Genomic DNA, 21,168 nt, shown 5'->3' on the forward strand with positions numbered 1-21,168 from the left:
ATGTGCGGTTCGAGATAGGCCACCGCGTTCTTCATGACCTCGGCGGACTGAAGCACGAACGGCAGCTGCATCTGCCCCGAACCGAACAGCTCACCCACGACCTTCATGCCCTCCAGCAGGGTGTCGTTGACGATCTCCAGAGCGGGACGTGTGGTCAGGGCTTCGTCCAGATCCTGTTCGAGGCCGTTCTTCTCGCCGTCGATGATGCGGCGCTTGAGGCGCCCGTCGAGCGGCAGGGCGAGGAGTTCCTCGGCCTTGCCCGCCTTCATCGACTTGGTGTCGACGCCCTCGAAGAGTTCGAGGAACTTCTGGAGCGGGTCATAGCCTTCGGCACGCCGGTCGTGGATCAGATCGAGAGCGACCTGGACATGCTCCTCCTCCAGCCGGGCGATCGGCAGGATCTTGGAGGCGTGCACGATCGCCGAGTCCAGACCGGCCTTCACACACTCGTCCAGGAACACGGAGTTCAACACGATCCGCGCGGCCGGGTTCAGGCCGAAGGAGATGTTCGACAGGCCCAGCGTGGTCTGCACATCGGGATGCCGCCGCTTCAACTCACGTATGGCCTCAATGGTGTTGATGCCGTCCTTGCGGGACTCCTCCTGGCCGGTGCAGATCGTGAAGGTCAGCGTGTCGATGAGGATGTCGGACTCCAACACGCCCCAGTTGCCGGTCAGATCGTCGATGATCCGCTCGGCGATGGCGACCTTGTTCTCGACCGTACGGGCCTGGCCCTCCTCGTCGATCGTCAGCGCCATCAGCGCGGCCCCGTGCTCACGGGCCAGGGCGGTCACCTTCGCGAACCGCGACTCGGGGCCATCCCCGTCCTCGTAGTTCACGGAGTTGATGACGGCGCGGCCGCCGAGCTTCTCCAACCCGGCCCGGATGACGTCGACTTCGGTGGAATCCAGCACGATCGGCAGAGTCGACGCAGTGGCGAACCGGCCGGCCAGCTCCGCCATGTCCGCCACACCGTCCCGGCCGACATAGTCCACACAGAGATCCAGCAGATGCGCGCCCTCGCGGATCTGGTCCCGGGCCATCTCCACACAGTCGTCCCAGCGGCCGTCCAGCATGGCCTCACGGAACTTCTTCGACCCGTTCGCGTTCGTCCGCTCACCGATCGCGAGATACGACGTGTCCTGGCGGAACGGCACCGTCTGATACAGCGACGCCGCACCGGGCTCCGGACGCGGCTCGCGCTCGGTCGGCGTCAGATCGCGTACACGCTCCACGACCTGGCGCAAATGCTCCGGCGTCGTGCCGCAGCAGCCGCCGACCAGCGACAGACCGTGCTCGCGTACGAACGCCTCATGGGCATCAGCCAGTTCGACGGGGCTGAGCGGGTAGTGGGCGCCGTCCTTGCCCAGCACCGGGAGGCCGGCGTTGGGCATGGCCGACACCCTGGTCCGCGCATGGCGGGCCAGGTAGCGCAGGTGTTCATTCATTTCCGCCGGGCCGGTCGCGCAGTTCAGCCCGATCATGTCGATGCCCAGCGGCTCCAGCGCGGTCAGTGCCGCGCCGATCTCCGAGCCCAGCAGCATCGTCCCCGTCGTCTCGACCGTCACCGAGCACAGCAGCGGAAGGTTCGCTCCCGAGCGGTCCAGGGCCCGGCGGGCGCCCAGGATCGCCGCCTTGGTCTGCAGCAGATCCTGGGTCGTCTCCACCAGGAGCGCATCCGCGCCGCCCGCGATCATGCCCTCGGCGTTCTGCTGATAGGCGTCGCGCAGCGTGACGTACGGGGCGTGGCCCAGGGTCGGCAGCTTGGTACCAGGCCCCATGGAACCCAGCACCCAGCGCTGCTGCCCGGTCGACGCGGTGAACTCGTCGGCGACCTCACGCGCGATCCGCGCCCCGGACTCGGACAGCTCGTACACCCGCTCCGGAATGTCGTACTCACCCAGCGCCGCGAAGTTCGCGCCGAACGTGTTCGTCTCGACGCAGTCCACGCCGACCTCGAAATAGGCCTCGTGGACCGCGCGCACGATGTCCGGACGCGTCACATTCAGGATCTCGTTGCAGCCTTCGAGATTCTCGAAGTCCTCCATCGACGGATCCTGCGCCTGGAGCATGGTTCCCATTGCCCCGTCCGCCACCACCACACGGGTGGCAAAGGCCTCGCGCAGGGCGTCGGCACGGGTCCCGCTCATCCCAGTGCCGCCACGTGCGGAGCCAGCTCGGCGGCGGCTTCTTCTCCGTAGGTGCCACGGATGCGGGCCAGCAGCTCGCCGCCGTTGAGCTCGGCCGGCTGCGGTCCCGTGGTCTCCAGCACAGTCGTGGCCAGTGCGCTGCCCAGATGGGCCGCGCTCTGAAGACCCAGGCCCCAGGCGGTCGCCGCGAGGAAGCCTGCCCGGAAGGCGTCGCCGGCACCGGTCGGCTCGAGGGTGCCGTTCGGTGGCACCGCCGAAACCTCGACGGGCCGCAGCCCGGCGCGTGCGATGTGGACGCCGTCCGCGCCCCGGGTGGTGACCCAGGTGCCGACCCGGCCCAGGATCTGCTGTTCGGTCCAGCCCGTCTTCTCCTGGATGAGCACGCTCTCGTACTCATTGGTGAACAGATATGCGGGATGGGCGAGCAGTTCGCGCACATCGTCGCGTTGCAGGAAGGCGAGTTGCTGGGACGGGTCGGCGGCGAAGGCCAGTCCCAGGCTGTTGCACTCACGGGTGTGGCGGATCATCGCACCGGGGTCGTTGGGCGAGATCACCACCAGGTCAAGACCGCCGGCCCGTTCCCGCACCGGGGCCAGCTCGATGGTGCGGGCTTCGCTCATGGCTCCGGGGTAGAAGGAGCCGATCTGGTTGTTGTCGGCATCGGTCGTGCACACGAAGCGCGCGGTGTGCAGCGTCTCGCTGATGTGCACCGAGTCGGTGTCGACGCCGTTCTCCTTGAGCCAGATCTGGTAGTCGGCGAAGTCCGCGCCCACCGCTCCGACGAGATAGGGGCCGATGCCCAGCCGTCCGAGGCCGAAGGCGATGTTCGCGGCGACGCCCCCGCGCCGGATGTCCAGCTCTTCGACGAGGAAGGAGAGCGAGACCTTGTCGAGGCTGCCGGCGATCAGCTGCTCGGTGAACCGGCCGGGAAAGACCATCAGGTGGTCCGTTGCGATCGAACCAGTTACGGCTATGCGCACGGTCACTGCTCCTTGGCTCGTGTGGCTCGGTTTGGCTCAGTCGGCGATGGCTGCCTGGCGCAGCTTCTCCGCACGGTCGGTGGACTCCCAGGTGAAGTCGGGGAGGTCGCGGCCGAAGTGGCCGTACGCGGCGGTTTGGGCGTAGATGGGACGCAGCAGGTCGAGGTCGCGGATGATCGCCGCCGGGCGCAGGTCGAAGACCTGGTCGATGGCCCGCTGGATGTCCGGCACGGGCACCGTCTCGGTGCCGAAGGTCTCCACGAAGAGACCGACCGGCTCCGCCTTGCCGATCGCGTAGGCGACCTGGACCTCGCAGCGGTGTGCGAGACCGGCGGCGACCACGTTCTTGGCGACCCAGCGCATCGCGTAGGCGGCACTGCGGTCCACCTTGGACGGGTCCTTGCCGGAGAAGGCGCCGCCGCCGTGGCGGGACATGCCGCCGTAGGTGTCGATGATGATCTTGCGGCCGGTCAGGCCGGCGTCACCGACCGGGCCGCCGATCTCGAACCGGCCGGTCGGATTGACCAGCAGCCGGTAGCCCTCGGTGCGCAGCTGCACGCCGTCCTCGATGAGCTCCTGGAGCACGGGGCGTACGACGCAGTCGCGGATGTCCGGGATCAGCAGCGAGTCCAGGTCGATGCCGGGCGCGTGCTGCGAGGAGACGACCACGGTGTCGAGACGGACGGCTGCGTCGCCGTCGTACTCGATGGTGACCTGGGTCTTGCCGTCGGGCCGCAGATAGGGGACGGTGCCGTTCTTGCGGACCTCGGTGAGACGCTTGGCGAGGCGGTGGGCGAGCGTGATCGGCAGGGGCATCAGCTCGGGCGTCTCGTCGGAGGCGTAGCCGAACATCAGGCCCTGGTCGCCTGCGCCCTGCTCGCTCAGCGCGTCACCTCCTTCACCTGCGGCGGACCCCTCGACGCGCTTCTCGTAGGCGGTGTTGACGCCCTGGGCGATGTCGGGCGACTGGGCACCGATGGAGACCGAGACGCCGCAGGAGGCGCCGTCGAATCCCTTCGCCGACGAGTCGTAGCCGATCTTGAGCACGGTCTCCCGGACCAGGCTCTGGATGTCGGCGTACGCATTGGTGGTGACCTCTCCGGCCAGGTGGACCTGGCCGGTGGTGATCAGCGTTTCGACGGCGACGCGCGACTTCGGGTCCTGCGCCAGCAGCGCGTCGAGGACCGCGTCGCTGATCTGGTCAGCGATCTTGTCGGGGTGGCCCTCGGTCACTGACTCCGAGGTGAACAGGCGAAGGGACACGAATCCTCCAAATGCCGGGCGTGGTAGCCGCGTTGACGTGCTGTCCATGGGTGTCGCAGGTGCCGCACTGCGGTCAGGCTGCGCTCCGTCCCTGCAAGGGGGCTCGAAGGCGGCTAAACGAAGCTATTCGGCGGTCTTCTGGGCGCTGCGGGATCCGAACCACTCGATCCAGTTCATCGCGAAGAAGACGTCGCCGGAGATCTTGAGCCGTCCGCTGATGAAGGCGTCCGTGCCCTTCAACTCCCCGGTGGCCAGGGCGAGAAGGTCCTGCATGTCCACCCCGATGGTCGCGTTCGGAGTGCCGGCGTCGCGGGCCGATGTGCAGTGGCCGTCGGTGACGGTGACATAACGGTGCCGCACCCCTGAGGGGGTGTTGACCTCGTAGTGGAAGATGCCGCCCCGGCCTCTGGTGCGTTCGGGGCGGAAGCAGGCACGGAACCAGACGAACACCAGGTCGAGCATCCGGTCGTCGTCGTGGAGAGGGAGTTCGCCGACGAGTTCACCGGATGCCTCCGCGACCTCGGCGATGTCCCTCAGCCGCAGGTGCCGTGCATCGTCGTCGGTCACGGCCGGCTCCCCTTCCCCTTGGTGGCGGGGGCGGTGTGCTCGATGAGTACGGAGGCGTCCTTGTCGCCGTCGCCCGCAGCCACCGCGGCCGCGAAGCTCTCCCGCACCGTGTCGAGTACGGGCAGGCCCACTCCGGCCAGAGCCGCGTCCTCGATGGCCAGGCGCAGGTCCTTCTCCATCAGCGTGGAGCGGAAGAAGGCGGGCTCGTAGCTGGACCTGCGCATCAGCTCGGCGCGGAACCTCATCACGATGGAGCTGAATCCGCTGCCTGCGATGGCGCCGAGGAGGCTGTCCCGGTCGAGTCCCGCCTCCACTCCGTAGGCGACGGCTTCGGCGAGCGAGGCGACCTGGGCGCCCAGCAGCAGATTGAAGATGAGCTTGATGGTGGCCGCAGTGCCCGGCGCGCCGAGGTGGACGACCTCGCTGCCGATGGTGTCGAGCAGCGGGCGGACCTCGTCGATGTCCGCCTGCTCGCCGCTGGTGTACACGCGCAGCTTGCCCTCGCGGGCCTGGAACGGGTTGCCGACGACACAGGCCTCGACCCGGCGCAGCCCGGCGGCCGACAGCCTGGCGGCGGACTCCTTCGCATAGGCCGGGGAGACGGTGGAGGTGTCGACGACGACGGCGCCGGGGGCGAGTACGGGCACGATCTGCCCGAACAGCACGTCTTCGACGGCCGGTTCGTCGCTCAGGCTGAGCACGACGACGGACGCTCCCGCCGCCGCTTCGGCCGCGCTCGCCGCAACCGTGGCGCCCGCCTGGGCCAGCGGCGTGGTCTTGGCGACGGTGCGGTTGAAGACGGTGAGTGCCCGCCCGGAGTCGATGAGGCTGTGCGCCATCCCGGCGCCCATGTTGCCGAGGCCGATGAACGCCACCCGTTCCCCGGCGGGGGCCGTCGTCCGCTGTGCCGGTACTTCGGCGGCGGGCGGCGCCGGCGGCAGGTCGTACACCGTCTGCGTCACGGTCATATGGCCGCCGCTGCGGTACGGCTGAAGCCTGCGCCGGTGCTCCACATGCGCCTCGCTGAGCTCGAAGGCGCGGAAGGTGGGCTCGTCCTGCCAGTCGGTGATGACGTAGTAGACGCGCTCCTCCTCGACCGAGCGCACCAGCGTCTGTCCTCGGTTGGCGGGCTGCCTGGCGATGACCGAGGCCACCTCCCACCAGACCTTCTCGAACTCCTCCTGCACGCCCGGGAGGATCTCCATCCGCAGGATCACGCGGAACGGTGGATTGCCGGCCATGATGTCTGCCTCCAAGCGCAAGGTCCCTTGAGCACGATGAAGGGCCTGTCTTCCGGATCTTGCCGGGCTCGCGTGCCCTGGCACGCCCTCCCCCGTAGCCCTTCGGGCGCGGGAGGTACCCCCAGCTGCGTTGTCGTCAGTCGCCTACGCTCCGCGTGGGCTCCATCCTCCGCCTTGCATCTGCACGCACCAGACCCCGCTCACTGATCCGGCCTGACCCGAAAGACAGGCCCTGAGCGCCACGGTCTCCGCCGCCGCTCAATGCCCGATCGAGGGCTGCTCCGGCCCGCGCGAGGGGCACGGCCGATCCCCGCTCAAGAGGACTTCGAGGCCGGTGCCAAAACATGGCCCGGGCACGCCACGACCCCGCCCGTCCGGTAACCGAGAAAGGAGTTCGTCTGTGACGACTCACGCTTCCCTCACGGACACATCCAGCCCTGAGGCGCTGATCCGGATCGGCACCGCCTTCTGCACGGCCAAGATCCTGCTGAGCGCGCTTGAACTGGACCTCTTCTCCGCCCTCGCCGCCGGACCCGCCACCAAGGACGAACTGGCCTCCTCGGCAGGTCTGCACCCGCGCGGCTCGGACGACTTCATCGCCGCGCTGGTCACCCTGGGTCTTGTCGAGCTGGAGGACGGCCGCTACCGCAACAGCCCGGCCGCCGACAAGTTCCTCGACCGCAACAAGCGCAGCTACGCGGGCGGGTTCCTGGAGCGCGCCAACTCGATGCTGTACCCGGCGTGGGAGAACCTCACCGCGGCACTTCAGACCGGAGAGCCCCAGGTCAAGGGCAAGGAAGGGGACATCGTCGGGCAGATGGGCGACGACCCCGACCATCTGCGCCAGTTCCTGGCCATGATGGACTCGCTCAACAGCCTGGTCGCCCCGAGGCTCGCAGCCGCGTTCGACTTCTCGGCGTACGAGACCTTCGTCGACGTCGGCGGCGCCCGCGGCAATCTGTCCGCGCTGCTTCTCGAGGCGCACCCGAAGCCGAAGGCGACCGTCTTCGATCTGCCGCACATGGGCTGGGCCTTCGACGAGCACATGGAGAAGCTGGGCACCAGGGACCGCATCAGCTTCGTCGGCGGCAACTTCTTCGTCGACCAACTGCCCGAGGGCGATGTGCTGATCATGGGGCACGTCCTGCACAACTGGAACGCCGAGGAGCGCCAGGGCCTGATCGCCAAGGCGTACCAGGCGGTGCGTCCCGGTGGCGCGCTGCTGGTGTACGACCGCATGGTCGCCGACCAGCCGACCGATCTGGTCAACCTGCTGATCAGCCTGGACATGCTGCTGGTCACCCACACCGGCTCGGAGTACAGCACGGCCGACTGTGCCGCGTGGATGCGCGCGGCCGGCTTCTCGCGCACCGAGTCCAAGGTGCTGAGCAACACCGACTCGCTCGTCATCGCCTACAAGGACGAGTGACACGCGATGCGACTCGGGATCAATCTCGTCCCCCAGGGCTGCGCGGAGACGGCGCAGGAGGCCGAACGGCTCGGCTTCGACGTCGCCGCGGCGCCCGAGGGGTTCCGCTCGGACGCGGTCTCGGTGCTGGGCTGGGTGGCCGCGCGGACCAGCCGTATCGGTCTGCTCTCCACGGTCATCCAGATCCCGGCCCGCACCCCGGTGAGCATGGCGCTGACCGCGGCGACGCTGGACGGTCTGTCCGGGGGCCGGTTCCGGCTCGGGCTCGGGATCTCCAACTCCCATGTGACGGAGGGCTGGCACGGTACGCCGTTCGCCAAGCCGCTCGCCCGCACGAGGGAGTACGTGGAGATCGTGCGGCGCACGCTGGCGCGGGACGAAGTCACCTACGCCGGCAAGCACTTCGCGCTGCCGATGCCGGGCGGCAACGGCGGCGCGTTTCGGCTCACCACCGAGCCCGCGCATCCGCGGCTGCCGGTGTATCTGGCCGCGGTCGGCCCGCGCAGCCTGCAGCTGACCGGTGAGATCGCGGACGGCTGGGTGGGGGTGTTCTGCTCCCCCGAGCTCGCCAAGGAAGCCCTGATCGAACTGCGTACGGGACGTCAGCGGGCAGGGCGGGACTTGGACGGATTCGACGCCTTCGTGTCCGCCCCGATGGCGGTCGGCTCGGACGTACGGTCCGCGGCCGAGGCCATCAGCCACTATGTCGCCCGCTTTATGAGCCTGGGCGACAAGGACAGCAACTTCTACTACCGGCTGGCCGTGCGGATGGGCCATGAGAAGGCCGCCGACGAGGTCCAGGAGCGGTTCACGGCCGGGGACGCGCGCGGTGCCGCCGCGGCCGTGCCGGTCGAGTTCATCGACAGCACCTCGCTGTTGGGGCCGCCCGCGCGGATCGCCCGCCGGATGTCCGACTTCGCCACCGCGGGCGTCACCACCCTCGGGATCTCGCCGTACGCGCCCACGCTGGAGGGCCAGTTGTCCCTGGTGCGCGCGGCGGCCGAGGCCCACCGGCAGGCAGGTCTCGGCGACTGACGAGAGCAACGCACCGGAAGGGGCGAGCGACACATGCGGGTGCTGTTCACGAGCTGGGCATGGCCGACCCACTACTACCAGATGGTGCCGCTGGCCTGGGCGCTGCGGGCGGCCGGTCATGAGGTGCGGGCGGCCAGTGCGCCCTCGCTGAGCGCGACGATCGCCGCGTCCGGGGTGCCCGCCGTGGCGGTCGGGGACGACAGAGTCGACGCGGTGGCCCGGATCCGCGACTACATACCCGGGCGGGCGCCCGTGTCGGCCGGCCGGCCGACACGGGCCAAGGGGCCGCGGGCGGTGTCCCTCTTTGCCGATCTGGCGTCGGCGATGGCGGACGACCTGGTCGAGTACGGCCGCGCCTGGCGGCCGGACCTCATCGTTTTCGAACCCACCGCGTACGCCGGGCCGTTGGCGGCGAAGGTGCTCGGCATTCCGTCCGTGCGTTTTCCGTGGGGTGCGGATCTGATGCACCGTGCGGGGGCCGTGGAGCTGGAGCGCGAAGTCATGGCCCCCCTCTGCGAGCGTTTCGGCCTGGACGGCGTCGATCTGCTGGGCAGCCTGACCCTCGATCTCTGCCCGGCAGCCATGCAGGTGCCGGCGGTCGAGGCGTCGCGGCCGATCACGCGGCAGCCGGTCCGCCCGGTGCCGTACAACGGCTCCGGGTCGCTGCCCGTGCCGCTGCCCCCGGTCGAGCGCCGCAGGCCGCGCGTCTGCGTGACCTGGGGCACCACGGTCGGACGGCTGGACGGGGAGATGTATCTCGCGCCGCGGATCGTCGCCGCGCTCGACTCGCTCGACGTCGGGATCGTGGTCGCGGTCACCCGGGAGCAGCGCCATCTGCTGGGTGCGGTGCCCGAGCGGGTGAAGGTGCTGGAATCGGTGCCGCTGCACGCCGTACTGCCGCACTGCGATGCGGTGGTGGCCCACGGCGGCGCGGGCACGATCCTCACTTCGCTCGCCGCCGGGCTGCCCCAGCTGGTGGTTCCCCAGCTCATCGACCACACCTTCAACGCCCAGCGGTTCACGACCACCGGGGCGGGGCTGAGCCTAGCCAAGGACGAGGCCGAGCCGGAGCAGATCCGTACGGCGGTGCTCGAACTGCTTCAGGAGCCCGCGTACCGCAAGGCCGCGCAGGAAGTGCGCCACGAGATCCAGCAGCGTCCGGCGCCCGCCCACATCGTCGACGTCCTTACCGGGCTCGCGGCAGCGGGCCCGGCCACCGACCCGGCCGAAGGAGGCCGCTGATGCTGATCGGTGTGGGACTCCCCTCCACCGTCCCCGGCGCCCGCCGGGAGGAGATCATCGACTGGGCGCGTCAGGCCGAGCAGTTCGGCTTCTCGACGCTCGGCGTGCTCGACCGCCTGGTGTACGACAACTACGAGCCGCTGATCGCGCTCGCGGCGGCGGCCGCGGTGACCGACCGGATCAAGCTGGCGACGACCGTGCTGACCCCGCCGTACCGCAACAACACCCCTCTGCTGGCCAAGCAGCTGGCCTCGCTCGACCGCCTCTCCGGGGGGCGGCTGACACTGGGGGTGGCGGCGGGCAACCGCGAGGACGACTTCGAGGTGTCGGGCGTTCCGCACTCCGCGCGCGGTCCTGTGCTCGACTCCCTCCTGGTGGATCTGCGCCGGATCTGGGGCGGCGACGGCCTGGGCCTGGACCGTCCGGTCGGCCCGACGCCGACGACGCTGCCGCCGGTGCTCATCGGCGGCACGTCCGACGCGGCTTTCCGGCGCGCGGCGCAGTACGGCCGCGGCTGGATCGCCGGCGGCAGTTCCCCCTCCGGCTACCGGGCCAACACCGTGCGTGTGAAGGCAGCGTGGGAGCAGGCCGGCCGGATGGACCGTCCGCATCTGGTGACACTGCTCTACTTCTCGCTGGGTACGGCTGCCGCCGACCGGGCGAAGGAGTATCTGCTGGACTACTACGCCTTCAGCGGGCGTGCCGAGTCGATCGTGGGCATGGCGTTCACCGACGCGGACCGGCTGCGGCGGGCGGTGAAGGAGTACGAGGAGGCGGGCTGCGACGAGATCGTCTTCATGCCCTGCGGCAGCGACACCGGCCAGCTGGAACTTCTCGCCGACGCGGTGCTCTGAAGGAGCTGACGACGAATGACACCGGTACTCCGCTCCCGTACGGCGCTTGTGACGGGCGCCAATCGGGGGCTCGGCCTCGCGGTCAGCACCCTGCTGCACGCCCGGGGGTTTCGGGTGGTGCTCGGCGGACGCGACGAGGAGGCGGTGACGGCCGCCGCGCAATCGCTCGGCGAGGGTGCGGCGGCCGTCGTCCTCGATGTGTCGGACGACGCCTCGGTCAAGAGCGCGGCCGAGCGGGTGGGGCGTGTCGATGTCCTGGTGAACAACGCGGGGACCTTCCTGGACCGCGGGGATGTGCCGTCCGGCGTGCCCCTCTCGCTGGTGGAAGCCACGCTCTCGGTGAACGTGCTGGGCTCCTGGCGGGTTTCCCAGGCCTTTCTGCCCGGGATGGTGGAGCACGGCTGGGGACGTGTCGTGATGGTCTCCAGCGGTACGGGCTCCTTCACCAACGGGCTCTTCCCGCAGGCGCCGGCGTACTCGGTTTCCAAGGCCGCGCTCAACGCGGTGACCGTGCTGCTTGCCAAGGAGACGGCGGACACGGGTGTGCTGGTGAACGCGGTGAACCCCGGCCTGGTCCGCACCCGGATGCGTCCCGAGGCGGAGCGGTCCGCCGAGGACGCGGCGGGGGACATCGCGTACGCGGCGACGCTGCCGGACGGGGCGCCGAGCGGGGTGTTCTTCCGCAGCGGGGCGGTTGTCGGCTGGTGAGCCGAGCCGATCCTCTGCGTCACGACGAGTGTCAGGTGCTGCCCGGCGTGCGGCGCTGGTGTGCGAGGTGTCGGAGGCGGGCGGCAGTGACATGCTGCCGCAGTTGGGCGTCCTCGTCGGCTCCGAATCCCGCGTTCGGCGCGTCGATTGCCCAGCTGAGGTGGAACTCCAGGGCGCCGGCGGCAGGCCGCATGTCCAACGGACAGTGGACGATGCGCGGTTGCTCCGTCTGCACCAGGGGGGTGACGTCCTCCAGCCGATCGTCCGAGGAGGCGGTGCGACGTCGCATGGAGGTGATCCGGGCGCAGAACAGGCGCAACCGCAGGACGACACCGGACGCTGGATCGAGATCAGCCGGGGGCCCCGCCACGATCACGGCATGCCCTTGGAGAACTCCGGCTCGCACCTCCGGCGCGAAACGCAGGGTGAGCCCGCTGGGTTGGGCATCGCGCATCGGAAGCACGCCCCCTTCGGGCAGATGATGTCACCTCATGACCTTGCCATTCGCGCTCCAACCAGGGCGGTCTTCCTGGCCCGGATGACAGCACGATGCTGCTTTTTCCTGCGGCTCAGCGGGCGCCTACTTCTGCAGCCGCCGCACTCTGCGGGTCCACGGTTGACGCTCTTCTCAGATACATCCACGAGGCGATGAAAAGCCCAAGGTTGATAACACCGAACAGCACGTAATTGGCGCGTGCGTCGGGGTTCAGACCCCAGGTGGACACGAAATAGATTCCGATGGACAGAGCGGAGACCAGCCAGCCACCAAAAAGTCCCGCCGCCAGCCTGACGGGCCGAACGAAAAGCCCAGCCACAGGCAGCAAAACCGCGAGAACCCCGGTGGACACCCACATGAAAAGGAGGGATCCCGAGGCGTTGCCGGAACCCATCCTGGCCACCATGTCGATGCCTGCACCGGCCAGCGCCAAGGTAGCGATACCGGCGGCCAGACGCAGCCGCACCGGACGAGTCGCTTTTGGTTGTGGGCGCATCCGAGTTACTGCCACAGCGGCGGCAACTACGGCGATGCACAAGAGAATCCTGCCGGAAATGATGACCTGCGGCATCCACTCGAAGCTGAAACGGTGGGACGCGTACACATTTTCCGTGACAGCATAGGGAATACCCACCGCGTTTACCAGTCCGTACCCCAGCAGCACACCGGCACCCGTCCATGCCCGCGGGTTGGGCAATCGAGTACGCCGCCACACGACTGCGCCGACCAGGATATTGAACACGGGCCCCGCGAAGTCACCCACAGTTGGCCCAGGACTAGTCGTCATTTGCGCGCGGCTCGTTACCAGGGAAAAACCGTCTGCGATCATGAGAATCGGATCACATATCGCGCTGAGACCGTAGATCAACATCGCCAGCAGGGCGATCCGGCCGGCACTCCGCAGAAGTCTCGGTTCCCCCTGAGGAGGCTCGGTGTCGGCCAACGAGGTCGGCCGAGGCCGGACTGGTGGCACGCGAGGCCGTGGAGGGTACGCCGGTGCATGTGGCACCACTGGCTGCTCGGGGGAGGTGGCCGGACGGATAACCGCCTCCACAGTTGCGACCGCACTGTTTCGACAAAGGGCGAGCAGGTCGACGGTCCCGGTACCGCGTTGCCTGGGTGTTGGGAGACCGCGGGTCGTGGTGGCGTGCAGGAGTTTGCGGTAGATCTCGCCGTAGGTGAGAAACTCTGGGCCGTCAGGGACCCCGGTTCTGAGGAGGTTGAGGAGCTCGCCGGTGAAAGCGGTATGCGTCGCCCCGATGGGTGCGAGTGCCACGGCATTGACTGGAGCCGAGGCGAGGACGTAGGTCCCCTCGATGCCCACCTGTCCGAGAATCGTCTCCGCATCTCCACCCATGTCCTGGATGGCCCGGCCGCTGAAGCAGCAGTCGAGGATGACGACGCGGTTGGCAGCGGGGCAGTCGGCGAGCACCTCCCGGACAAGGTCGAATGCAAGGGCGCTGACCCTGAGTTCGTCGGGGTCGGTGTCGGCCAGGCCCAGGTAGAGCTCATTGCGCGGCCCGGTCTGGCCGTGGCCGGCGAAGTAGACGAGGATGGTGTCCTCGGCGGCAGTCGCATAACGACGCAGCGTCCGGTAGACCGTACGCGCATCGGCCGGATCAGGGATCACGACGCAGCGTCCGGGAGAGATTCCGCCCAGGGCAGGGTCTGTAAGGACTGCAGCCAGGTCATCGAGGTTGTTTCGGACGGCGGGTAGATCGACCAGCTGAGAAGACCCGTAGTTACTGGTGCCGATCAAGAGCGCATATGACCGTTGTGAATCAGGTAGGCGCACAACTATCCGCCCTGGACGTCCCCTGCTGAAGCGGATGGCGTGGCGCTTGGCGCTGTCGAACCCTCAAGCGCGAGTCGCACCAGTTGTTCGACCTCGGCCGCCCTCTCCGTCGTCACGATCACACTTCGACCGTCAGCCGTGGTGATCTCGACTGCCGTGTGCGCGTCGCCGTGAGAGAGCCGTTGGCTGAGCCAGACGGACAGTGACTGGCCCAGCAGTCCGGCGAAGGTGCTGATGGTGCCAGTGACAACCCCTTCGACGACCAGCTCGCTGACCGACCCCATCGTCCCCGGTTGAGGCGGCAGGCTGACGTGGCGGACACGCCCGCGCAGCGACGGCTCCTGACGCAACCAGTCCCACAGCGACTCACCAGCAGCGCTGTCCCCGTCCACCGCGACGCGTACTTCAACCATCGCGTCCCCTCACCAGCCTTCTACGAACTCGTGCGGCATCGGCCACCCACCGGTGCGCGTCCTGCAACGAACCGATGATCCCACCAGCGGTTCACCCTCCGCAGCCGTTCGACCACAAGAGGAGAGCTCAATCTGTTGAGCGTCCTACACGCCCAGTCCACGGCGCAGGCGGCCCGACGCCAGCCCCAACGCCGTGCCCACCACGGCGGCCAGCCCCGCCATCACCAGGAAGTACCCCGGCCCCGGCAGGTTGTCCTCCGAGAAGCGCACCGCCTGGCCGCCGACCCCCGCGCCCAGCGCCGCTGCCAGCCAGAAGACGCCGATCATCTGGCTGATGAACGTCGCCGGAGCGACCTTGGTCGTCACGCTCATCCCCACCGGGGCGAACGACATCTCACCACAGGCCTGCAGCAGATAGGCGACCAGCAGCCACAGCGGCGAGACGTCCTCACCGCCCGAGGCCGCGACAGTGGCCAGTGCCATCACGACCAGGCTCGAACCCATGAAGCCGAGCCCGCAGGCGAGCTTCGCGGGGGCGCCGACGCGGTCCCCGAGGCGCACCCAGAGCCGGGCGAAGACCGGCGCCACCGCGATCATGAACAGCGGTACGGCGGACTGGAACCAGCTCGCGGGAATGGTGAAGTCACCGATCGTGCGGTCGGTCGACGCCTTGGCGAAGAGACTGAAGACCGAGCCGCCCTGCACGAAGATCATCCAGAAGATCGCGGCCGCCAGGAAGACCCAGATGTACGCCTTCACGCGCCCGCGTTCCTCGGCCGTCACCTCACGGCTGCGCAGCAGATAGGTGAAGCAGGCGATGGTCGACCCGATCGCGAACAGCCCGGCCAGCATCAGCACATGACGCAGCTTCAGGGTGCCCGCGACCGCGTCCGCGCCGAGGATCAGGCCCACGGCCGCGAGGATCACCAGCGCGCCGCGCAGTACCCGTCGGCGCTCCGCCGCACCGGCCCGGCGGGTCGGCTCATTGCCCACGTCCCCGAAGTGTGCGCTGCCGCGGACGTACTGCAGGACGCCGATCGCCATGCCGAGCGCCGCGACGCCGAAGCCCAGGTGCCAGTTGACCAGTTCGCCGAGCCCCCCGGTCACCAGCGGTGCGACCACCGCGCTGATCTGGATGCTCATATAGAAGATGGAGAAGCCCGCGTCCCGCTCGGCATGCGCGTCGCGCGGATAGAAGGCGGCGAGCATGCTGGCCAGGTTCGGCTTCAGCAGGCCGGTGCCCACGGCCAGCAGCCCGAGGCCGCCGTAGAACGTCGGCACGGTCGGCACCGCCATGAAGCAGTGGCCGAGCGCGATGGTGATGCCGCCGTACAGTACGGCCCTGCGGGCGCCGAGGATCCGGTCGCCGATCCAGCCGCCGGGCAGCGAGGCCATGAAGACGGTGGAGAGATAGACCCCGAACAGGGCTGCCGCGGTGCTGTTGCCGAGGCCGAGGCCGCCGTCCGCCTTCGGCTCGGAGGCGTACAGGAAGAGCAGCGCGGCCATGCCGTAGAAGCTGAAGCGCTCCCACATGTCGGTGCCGAACAGGGTGATGAACCAGCGGGGCCAGCCGAGGAAGGTGCGTCGGCTCTTCGACGGGCGGGGCGGCTGCGGCTCCTGCTTGTCGGCCACCGGAGCCGTGGCATCCGTAGTCATCCGTCCTCCTCATACGCGTATGTACGCGCAGGCTGACAGGGCTTGCTTGAAGCGGACTCGATGCCGCCGCCCGCATCGAGCCGGGCTCCATCGCGGGTCGAAGGGGGGCTGTCACGATCCGCCTGACGCAGTGCGTCCGCCCCCTGCAAGCTCCCCGGCAAGCACCGTGCAGGACCTCCTGCAACCGATCGAAGCAGCCAGAACCACAAAGGAGTCACGCGATGACCGCTGAGGATCCTCCGCGCACCTTTCCGCTCCCGGCGCCCGATCCGCTGGAGCCGGCGCCGGAGTTCGCGAAGCTGCGCGAGTCGGAGCCCGTCGCGCCGCTGACGCTGCCCACGGGCCACCGGGCGTGGGTGGTGACCCGTTACGAGGACGTACGCCATGTGCTCGCGGACCCCCGGTTCAGCAAGGCCGCGCTGACCGAGCCGGACGCGCCGCGGCTGCTGCCGGTCGCCAAGGGCTCGAAGTCCATCTTCGTGATGGATCCGCCGGAGCACACCCGGCTGCGGAAGCTGGTCACCAAGGCGTTCACGGCGCGACGGATCGAGCAGCTGCGCCCCGCCGTGCGGCAGACCGCCGACCGGCTGATCGAATCCATGGCCGGGGAGGGGGCGCCCGCCGATCTGATCGGGCATCTGGCGCAGCCGCTGCCGATCACGGTCATCTGTGAGCTGCTCGGTGTGCCGTACGACGACCATGAGCGGTTCCGGGAGTGGACCGACGTCATGCTCAGCGTCTCCGCCGCGCAGCACGATGCGGTGATGGAGGCGCGCATCAGCCTCAACACCTATCTCTCGGAGCTGATCGAGGCGAAGAAGGCCGATCCCGCGGACGATCTGCTCACCGTGCTGATCGACGCCCGGGAGGAGGGCGACCGGCTCTCCGAGGAGGAGCTGCTCGCCTTCGGGCACACGCTGCTGGTCGCGGGCTACCACGCGACGACCGGCGAGATAGTCGGCGCCCTGATCACGCTGCTGCGCAAGCCGGATCTGTGGGAACGACTCCTCGCGGACCGTGAGTTGGTGCCCAGCACGGTCGAGGAGCTGTTCCGCTACTCGCTGGCGGGCGGCGGCGCCGGCGCGATGCGGATCGCCACCGAGGACATGGAGCTGGGCGGCGCGCTGATCCGCGCGGGCGAGGCGGTGCTGCCCGCGATCACCTCGGCGAACCGCGACGAGACGGTCTTCGAGCGGGCCGCCGACGTCGACATCGCCCGCGAGCACAATCCGCATCTGACCTTCGGGCACGGGCTGCACCACTGCCTGGGCGCGCAGCTGGGCCGGATCGAACTGCAGGAGGCGCTGGGCGCACTGCTCGACCGGCTGCCGGGGCTGCGGCTCGCGGTGCCGGCCGAGGAGCTCGAGTGGGTGCGGGGCATGGCGTTCAAGCGGCCTCAGACGCTGCCTGTGACCTGGTGACGGCAGGCGCGCATACGACGGTGCCCCCGGACTCGAGCAGAGGCCGGGGGCACCGTCGTATGCGTCAAAGAGGCCTCAGAAGTCGAGGGCCAGGTCGTACGCGGACAGCCATTCGTTGATGTGCAGGGCCATGTCGACCTCGATACGGGTGAGCTTGCCGGCCGCTGTCTGGTCCCGCCGTACGTCCTCGACGACCGTCGGGTTGAGCAGGGGCAGCACCGGGGCGTCGCCGGTGGCCAGCAGCTTGCCGAACTGCTCCTGGACGTAGGTGTCGTAGGCGGTGTCGTTGGAGATCGGGTAGCCGGTCTTGGGGCGGTGCAGGATGGATTCGGGCAGCAGATCCTTGACCGCCGCACGCAGCAGGCTCTTCCACTGGCCGTCGAAGGTCTTGAACTCGCGCGGCGCGTTGAAGACGTACTCCTGAAGCCGGTGGTCGCAGAACGGCACCCGCACCTCCAGGCCGAGCGCCATGCTGAGCCGGTCCTTGCGGTCCAGCAGGGTGCGCATGAAGCGGGTGAGGAAGAAGTAGGTGCATTCGCGGAACTGCTTGTCCCGGCCACTCTCGCCGGGCAGGTTCGGCATGCCCGAGACGGCCTGGCGGTACTGGTCGGCCTGGTAGGAGGGCACGTCCAGATGGGCCGAGAGCGGCCCGAACAGCGCGGGCAGCCCGAGGTTGTGGGCGAGGGTCCACGGCAGGGTGCCGGGCCGGCCGTACTCGGGGTGGTGGAACCACGGGTAGCCGCCGAAGAGTTCGTCGGCCGACTCCCCCGTCAGCGCCACGGTGGACTGTCCGCGGATCGCACGGAAGAGCAGATAGAGCGAGATGTCCATGCTGCCGGGGCCCGCGATGAGGACCGGCCAGTCCATGGCCCGCACGACCGCGCGTCGCACCGACGCCTCGATCATGTCGTCGTTGCCGAGCACAATGTGGTTGTGGTCGGCTCCGACGTGCTCGACGACCTCGTGGACGTACGGGGAGTCGGGCGTCGGGTGGGTGAGGTCGGGTTCGAAGTTGTCGAGGTAGCCCGCGAAGTCGACCGCGAAGGAGCGGACCTTTCCGCTGCCGTCCTGCCGCTTGGCGATCGCGGCGAGAGCGGTGAGGGTGCTGGAGTCGAGGCCGCCGGAGAGCATGGTGCACAGCGGCACATCGCTGACGATCTGCCGCGTGACGATGTCTTCGAGCAGCTCACGGACCGTACTGATGGTGGTCGGGAGGTCGTCCTCGTGCTCGTGGGCCTCCAGCTTCCAGTACCTGCTCAGGGTCGATCCGCCGCGGCCGACCTTGAGGACGTATCCGGGTGTGAGCTCGGGCATGTCGCGGATGGCGCCCACGCCCGGTGCCTTGGTGCCCGCGAGGATCTCCCGCAGGCCGTCGGCGTCCACGGTGCGGCTGGCCAGCCGGTTGGCGAGGATGGCTTTGGGCTCGGAGCCGAAGAGGACGCCGCCGCCGGGCAGTTGCTGGTAGTAGAGGGGTTTGATGCCCACCCGGTCGCGTACGAGAAGCAGTTCCTCGCTGCGCGCGTCCCAGATGGCGAAGGCGTACATGCCGTTGAGGCGTTCGACGAAGCCCGCGCCCCACTCCAGATAGGCGCGCAGCACGACTTCGGTGTCGCTGCGGGTGCGGAACCGGTGGCCGAGGCCGACCAGTTCCTCCCGCAGCTCCTGGAAGTTGTAGACCTCACCGCTGTAGGTGAGGCCGGCGAGTACCTGCCCGTTCTCCTCGGCCACCATGGGCTGGCGGCCGCCCTCGAGGTCGATGATGGACAGCCGCCGGTGGCCGAGGGCAGCGTGCTCGGTGATCCAGACGTCACCCGCGTCCGGTCCCCGCAGTGCCATCGTGTCGGTCATCGCCTTTACGGCGGCGACCTCTTGGCGCAGATCACGTGTGAAGTCCACCCACCCGGCGATGCCGCACATTCAGTGTCTCCTCAGTCGATCGGTCGTTCAGTCGTCGATGCCGAAGCGTGTGCCGCTGACCTTGGCCTTCACGGTCAGCAGGACCTTGCCGTCCGCGTCGACGGCGGTGCCGGACCCCTCCGAGACGAAGGTCGTCGGGGAGGTCAGCCTCCCTTCGTGCCGGATCCTGACCTCGTACTGGAAAGCGCCGAGGCCGTTGGTCCACAGATGGCGCAGTACGAAGACGAATCTGTTCTCGCCGGCCCTGCGCCAGACGCCCAGCCCGGTGTGCGAGGCGTTGATGGTCTGCACGACGAGCTGCCCGTCGCTGCCGAAGGAGAAGTGCGCGCGCTCGATCTCACCGGGCCGCTGGTCGATGCTCACCTGGACCGCCCATACGCCGGCCGGGCCGCCGGCGCCTGCGTGCGCGGAGGCCTCGGCGGCCGGTGCGGCGACGGCGGCCGTCAGGCCCGCTGCCGTCACCGCACCGGTGCCTGTGAGCAGCCGGCGGCGAGTGGTCGACGGTCTGCCGGACATGGTTACTCCTCGTTCGGTGCGACGGGCCGACCGGTGCTCTGGTCGGTGACGGAAATGGCCTCCGCCGGGCAGGCTTCGACGACCTCGATCAACTCACTGTCCGGGTCGACGAGTTCGGCGACCGGACGGGTGCGCAGCAAGGCGTCGACGGTGAAGTAGCGCGGGGCCTGCGCGGTGCAGATGCCGCTGCGCTTGCACGCGCGGTCCACCGCGATGCGCCACTGGGGCGGGGGCTGCGTGGTCATCGTCCGCCCGCCTTCACCAGGTGACCGGAAGGTTCGCCAGCGCACGGGCGGTGAGACCTGTCTTCCAGGTCAGCCACTCCACGGGCACGGCGAGCCGGAGGGTGTCCGGCAGTTTCTCGATCAGTGTCCGCAGGGCGATCTGCATCTCGAGCCGGGCGAGCTGGGCGCCGAGGCAGTGGTGCACGCCGTAGCCGAAGGACAGATGGACGTTGGGGGTGCGCTCCACATCGAACCGGTCGGGGTCGGCGAAGATCTCTTCGTCGTGGTTGGCCGATCCGAGTGCGGCGATGACCGCCTCACCCGCGCGGACGGTCACCCCGCCGATCTCCACGTCCTCGGTGGCGACCCTGAGCTGGGTTCCGGTGAAGACGAAGGGGTTGTGACGCAGCAGTTCCTCGACCGCGCCGGGCACCAACTCCGGCTTCTTCCGGAGCAGTTCCAGCTGCTCGGGGTGCTGGAGCAGGGTGAACAGTGCGATGCCGAGCGAGTTGGACGTGGACTGGTGCCCGACGGTCATCAGGATCATCGCGAAGTCGAGGAGTTCCTCCTCGGACAGCGACTGTCCCTCGTCACGGGCGTGCACCAGCACACCGAGCAGATCGTCCGTGGGCTCCTGCCGGCGGGCCTCGATCAGGCCCCGCAGATAGCCGACGATATTGCCGCGGGCCTCGCCGACCTCCTCCCGGGTGTGGCCGCCGAGGCTGAAGATGACCTCGCTCCAGGCGTGCAGCCGGTCGCAGTCCTCGTACGGAACTCCGAGGAGCTCGAAGATGACCTTGATCGGCAGGCTGAGCGCGAAGCACGACATCAGGTCGACCGGGTGCGGCGCGACCAGCACCAGGCCGGCCTGCTCGTCGGCGAGCTGCTGGATCCGCGGCCGCAGCGACTCGACCCGGCGGGCGGTGAAGGCCTGCATCACCAGGCGCCGCAGCCGGGAGTGGTCGGGCGGGTCCATGCCCAGGATGGTCTTGGGCCCGGGGCTGGTGTTGCCCATCCGCGGTGCCCCGGGCGCCTCCGCCGCGGCGCGGCTCAGGCGCGGGTCGACCAGCGCCTGGCGCACGTCCGCGTACCGGGTCAGCAGCCACGCCTTGTCACCGGTCGGCAGGGTCACCCGGCTCACCGGAGCCTTCTCGCGCAGGCGGGAGAACTCCTCCGGGGGTTCGAAACCCTCCGGCGCCGGGAACGGGAACGTGAGGAGTTCTTCGTCGATCGACATCGCTACCCCTTCTCTGTATGCGAA

At 69.0% G+C, this 21,168-nt stretch carries 19 protein-coding genes; 6 read left to right on the forward strand and 13 right to left on the reverse strand.

What is annotated here, in order from left to right:
- The 5 genes from ACI2LP_RS00005 to ACI2LP_RS00025 form a co-directional block, all read right to left on the reverse strand.
- The coding region (locus ACI2LP_RS00005; protein ID WP_404722229.1) for a homocysteine S-methyltransferase family protein at positions 1–2,150 on the reverse strand (2,150 nt) is incomplete at its 3' end.
- Positions 2,147–3,130, reverse strand: a complete 984-nt coding sequence (locus tag ACI2LP_RS00010) for a carbohydrate kinase family protein (RefSeq protein ID WP_404723022.1) — start codon at positions 3,128–3,130, stop codon at positions 2,147–2,149. The genes ACI2LP_RS00010 and ACI2LP_RS00005, both read right to left, overlap by 4 nt.
- Positions 3,131–3,166: 36 nt before the next feature.
- Positions 3,167–4,393 (reverse strand): methionine adenosyltransferase, encoded by a 1,227-nt coding sequence (gene metK, locus ACI2LP_RS00015; RefSeq protein WP_404722230.1) that lies wholly within the window; start codon positions 4,391–4,393, stop codon positions 3,167–3,169.
- Positions 4,394–4,516: 123 nt separating this feature from the next.
- On the reverse strand, positions 4,517–4,960 hold the full coding sequence (locus ACI2LP_RS00020; RefSeq protein WP_404722231.1) for an SCP2 sterol-binding domain-containing protein: 444 nt from the start codon (positions 4,958–4,960) through the stop codon (positions 4,517–4,519).
- A complete protein-coding gene (locus ACI2LP_RS00025) occupies positions 4,957–6,201 on the reverse strand; it encodes an NAD(P)-binding domain-containing protein (RefSeq protein WP_404722232.1) in 1,245 nt (414 codons plus the stop codon). The genes ACI2LP_RS00020 and ACI2LP_RS00025 overlap by 4 nt, the downstream gene beginning before the upstream one ends.
- Positions 6,202–6,601: 400 nt before the next feature.
- Here ACI2LP_RS00025 and ACI2LP_RS00030 point away from each other — a divergent pair, with 400 nt between their 5' ends.
- The 5 genes from ACI2LP_RS00030 to ACI2LP_RS00050 are packed head-to-tail and all read left to right on the forward strand — an operon-like array spanning position 6,602 to position 11,469.
- Positions 6,602–7,630, forward strand: a complete 1,029-nt coding sequence (locus ACI2LP_RS00030; RefSeq protein ID WP_404722233.1) for a methyltransferase — start codon at positions 6,602–6,604, stop codon at positions 7,628–7,630.
- Between the two features lie 6 nt (positions 7,631–7,636).
- Positions 7,637–8,665, forward strand: coding sequence for an LLM class flavin-dependent oxidoreductase (locus tag ACI2LP_RS00035; protein ID WP_404722234.1), 1,029 nt, complete (start codon positions 7,637–7,639; stop codon positions 8,663–8,665).
- A 33-nt stretch (positions 8,666–8,698) separates the two neighbouring features.
- The gene (locus tag ACI2LP_RS00040) at positions 8,699–9,907 is read left to right on the forward strand and encodes a nucleotide disphospho-sugar-binding domain-containing protein (RefSeq protein ID WP_404722235.1); all 1,209 of its coding nucleotides are present in this window, start codon (positions 8,699–8,701) and stop codon (positions 9,905–9,907) included.
- Positions 9,907–10,761 (forward strand): LLM class flavin-dependent oxidoreductase, encoded by an 855-nt coding sequence (locus ACI2LP_RS00045; protein WP_404722236.1) that lies wholly within the window; start codon positions 9,907–9,909, stop codon positions 10,759–10,761. Before ACI2LP_RS00040 ends, ACI2LP_RS00045 begins: the two co-directional genes overlap by 1 nt.
- A 15-nt stretch (positions 10,762–10,776) precedes the next feature.
- Positions 10,777–11,469, forward strand: a complete 693-nt coding sequence (locus tag ACI2LP_RS00050) for an SDR family NAD(P)-dependent oxidoreductase (RefSeq protein ID WP_404722237.1) — start codon at positions 10,777–10,779, stop codon at positions 11,467–11,469.
- 31 nt (positions 11,470–11,500) lie between these two features.
- Here ACI2LP_RS00050 and ACI2LP_RS00055 read toward each other — a convergent pair whose 3' ends face one another.
- The 4 genes from ACI2LP_RS00055 to ACI2LP_RS00070 all read right to left on the reverse strand — a co-directional run bounded on the left by ACI2LP_RS00055 (position 11,501) and on the right by ACI2LP_RS00070 (position 15,829).
- Positions 11,501–11,923, reverse strand: coding sequence for a hypothetical protein (locus ACI2LP_RS00055; protein WP_404722238.1), 423 nt, complete (start codon positions 11,921–11,923; stop codon positions 11,501–11,503).
- A gap of 115 nt (positions 11,924–12,038) precedes the next feature.
- Complete coding sequence (locus ACI2LP_RS00060; protein ID WP_404722239.1) at positions 12,039–13,724, reverse strand: caspase domain-containing protein; 1,686 nt, start codon at positions 13,722–13,724, stop codon at positions 12,039–12,041.
- 38 nt (positions 13,725–13,762) lie between these two features.
- Positions 13,763–14,173: a hypothetical protein gene (locus ACI2LP_RS00065; RefSeq protein WP_404722240.1), complete on the reverse strand. Its 411-nt coding sequence runs from the start codon at positions 14,171–14,173 to the stop codon at positions 13,763–13,765.
- Positions 14,174–14,317: 144 nt separating this feature from the next.
- On the reverse strand, positions 14,318–15,829 hold the full coding sequence (locus ACI2LP_RS00070; protein ID WP_404722241.1) for a peptide MFS transporter: 1,512 nt from the start codon (positions 15,827–15,829) through the stop codon (positions 14,318–14,320).
- Positions 15,830–16,050: 221 nt separating this feature from the next.
- Here ACI2LP_RS00070 and ACI2LP_RS00075 point away from each other — a divergent pair, with 221 nt between their 5' ends.
- Positions 16,051–17,250, forward strand: coding sequence for a cytochrome P450 (locus ACI2LP_RS00075; protein ID WP_404722242.1), 1,200 nt, complete (start codon positions 16,051–16,053; stop codon positions 17,248–17,250).
- A gap of 75 nt (positions 17,251–17,325) precedes the next feature.
- Here the strand turns inward: ACI2LP_RS00075 and asnB are convergent, their stop codons facing one another.
- From asnB to ACI2LP_RS00095, 4 genes are read right to left on the reverse strand one after another with little or no spacing between them, the layout of a single operon-like run.
- Positions 17,326–19,167 (reverse strand): asparagine synthase (glutamine-hydrolyzing), encoded by a 1,842-nt coding sequence (asnB, locus tag ACI2LP_RS00080; RefSeq protein ID WP_404722243.1) that lies wholly within the window; start codon positions 19,165–19,167, stop codon positions 17,326–17,328.
- 27 nt (positions 19,168–19,194) lie between these two features.
- A complete protein-coding gene (locus ACI2LP_RS00085; protein WP_404722244.1) occupies positions 19,195–19,683 on the reverse strand; it encodes a hypothetical protein in 489 nt (162 codons plus the stop codon).
- 2 nt (positions 19,684–19,685) lie between these two features.
- Complete coding sequence (locus tag ACI2LP_RS00090; RefSeq protein WP_404722245.1) at positions 19,686–19,928, reverse strand: ferredoxin; 243 nt, start codon at positions 19,926–19,928, stop codon at positions 19,686–19,688.
- Positions 19,929–19,941: 13 nt separating this feature from the next.
- A complete protein-coding gene (locus tag ACI2LP_RS00095; RefSeq protein WP_360884608.1) occupies positions 19,942–21,144 on the reverse strand; it encodes a cytochrome P450 in 1,203 nt (400 codons plus the stop codon).
- Positions 21,145–21,168: the final 24 nt, after the last annotated feature.

Origin of the sequence: Streptomyces sp. NPDC019890 (assembly GCF_044903445.1) — a bacterium.
Taxonomy (GTDB): Bacteria; Actinomycetota; Actinomycetes; order Streptomycetales; family Streptomycetaceae; genus Streptomyces.

Excerpts from the sequence above, each read along its gene's own strand:
- ACI2LP_RS00040 (WP_404722235.1), top strand. The coding sequence starts at position 8,699 with ATGCGGGTGCTGTTCACGAGCTGGGCATGGCCGACCCACTACTACCAG.
- ACI2LP_RS00055 (WP_404722238.1), bottom strand. The coding sequence starts at position 11,923 with ATGCGCGATGCCCAACCCAGCGGGCTCACCCTGCGTTTCGCGCCGGAG.
- ACI2LP_RS00035 (WP_404722234.1), top strand. The coding sequence starts at position 7,637 with ATGCGACTCGGGATCAATCTCGTCCCCCAGGGCTGCGCGGAGACGGCG.
- ACI2LP_RS00095 (WP_360884608.1), bottom strand. The coding sequence starts at position 21,144 with ATGTCGATCGACGAAGAACTCCTCACGTTCCCGTTCCCGGCGCCGGAG.
- ACI2LP_RS00075 (WP_404722242.1), top strand. The coding sequence starts at position 16,051 with ATGACCGCTGAGGATCCTCCGCGCACCTTTCCGCTCCCGGCGCCCGAT.
- asnB (WP_404722243.1), bottom strand. The coding sequence starts at position 19,167 with ATGTGCGGCATCGCCGGGTGGGTGGACTTCACACGTGATCTGCGCCAA.
- ACI2LP_RS00050 (WP_404722237.1), top strand. The coding sequence starts at position 10,777 with ATGACACCGGTACTCCGCTCCCGTACGGCGCTTGTGACGGGCGCCAAT.
- ACI2LP_RS00065 (WP_404722240.1), bottom strand. The coding sequence starts at position 14,173 with ATGGTTGAAGTACGCGTCGCGGTGGACGGGGACAGCGCTGCTGGTGAG.
- ACI2LP_RS00025 (WP_404722232.1), bottom strand. The coding sequence starts at position 6,201 with ATGGCCGGCAATCCACCGTTCCGCGTGATCCTGCGGATGGAGATCCTC.
- ACI2LP_RS00090 (WP_404722245.1), bottom strand. The coding sequence starts at position 19,928 with ATGACCACGCAGCCCCCGCCCCAGTGGCGCATCGCGGTGGACCGCGCG.
- ACI2LP_RS00070 (WP_404722241.1), bottom strand. The coding sequence starts at position 15,829 with ATGACTACGGATGCCACGGCTCCGGTGGCCGACAAGCAGGAGCCGCAG.
- ACI2LP_RS00045 (WP_404722236.1), top strand. The coding sequence starts at position 9,907 with ATGCTGATCGGTGTGGGACTCCCCTCCACCGTCCCCGGCGCCCGCCGG.
- ACI2LP_RS00085 (WP_404722244.1), bottom strand. The coding sequence starts at position 19,683 with ATGTCCGGCAGACCGTCGACCACTCGCCGCCGGCTGCTCACAGGCACC.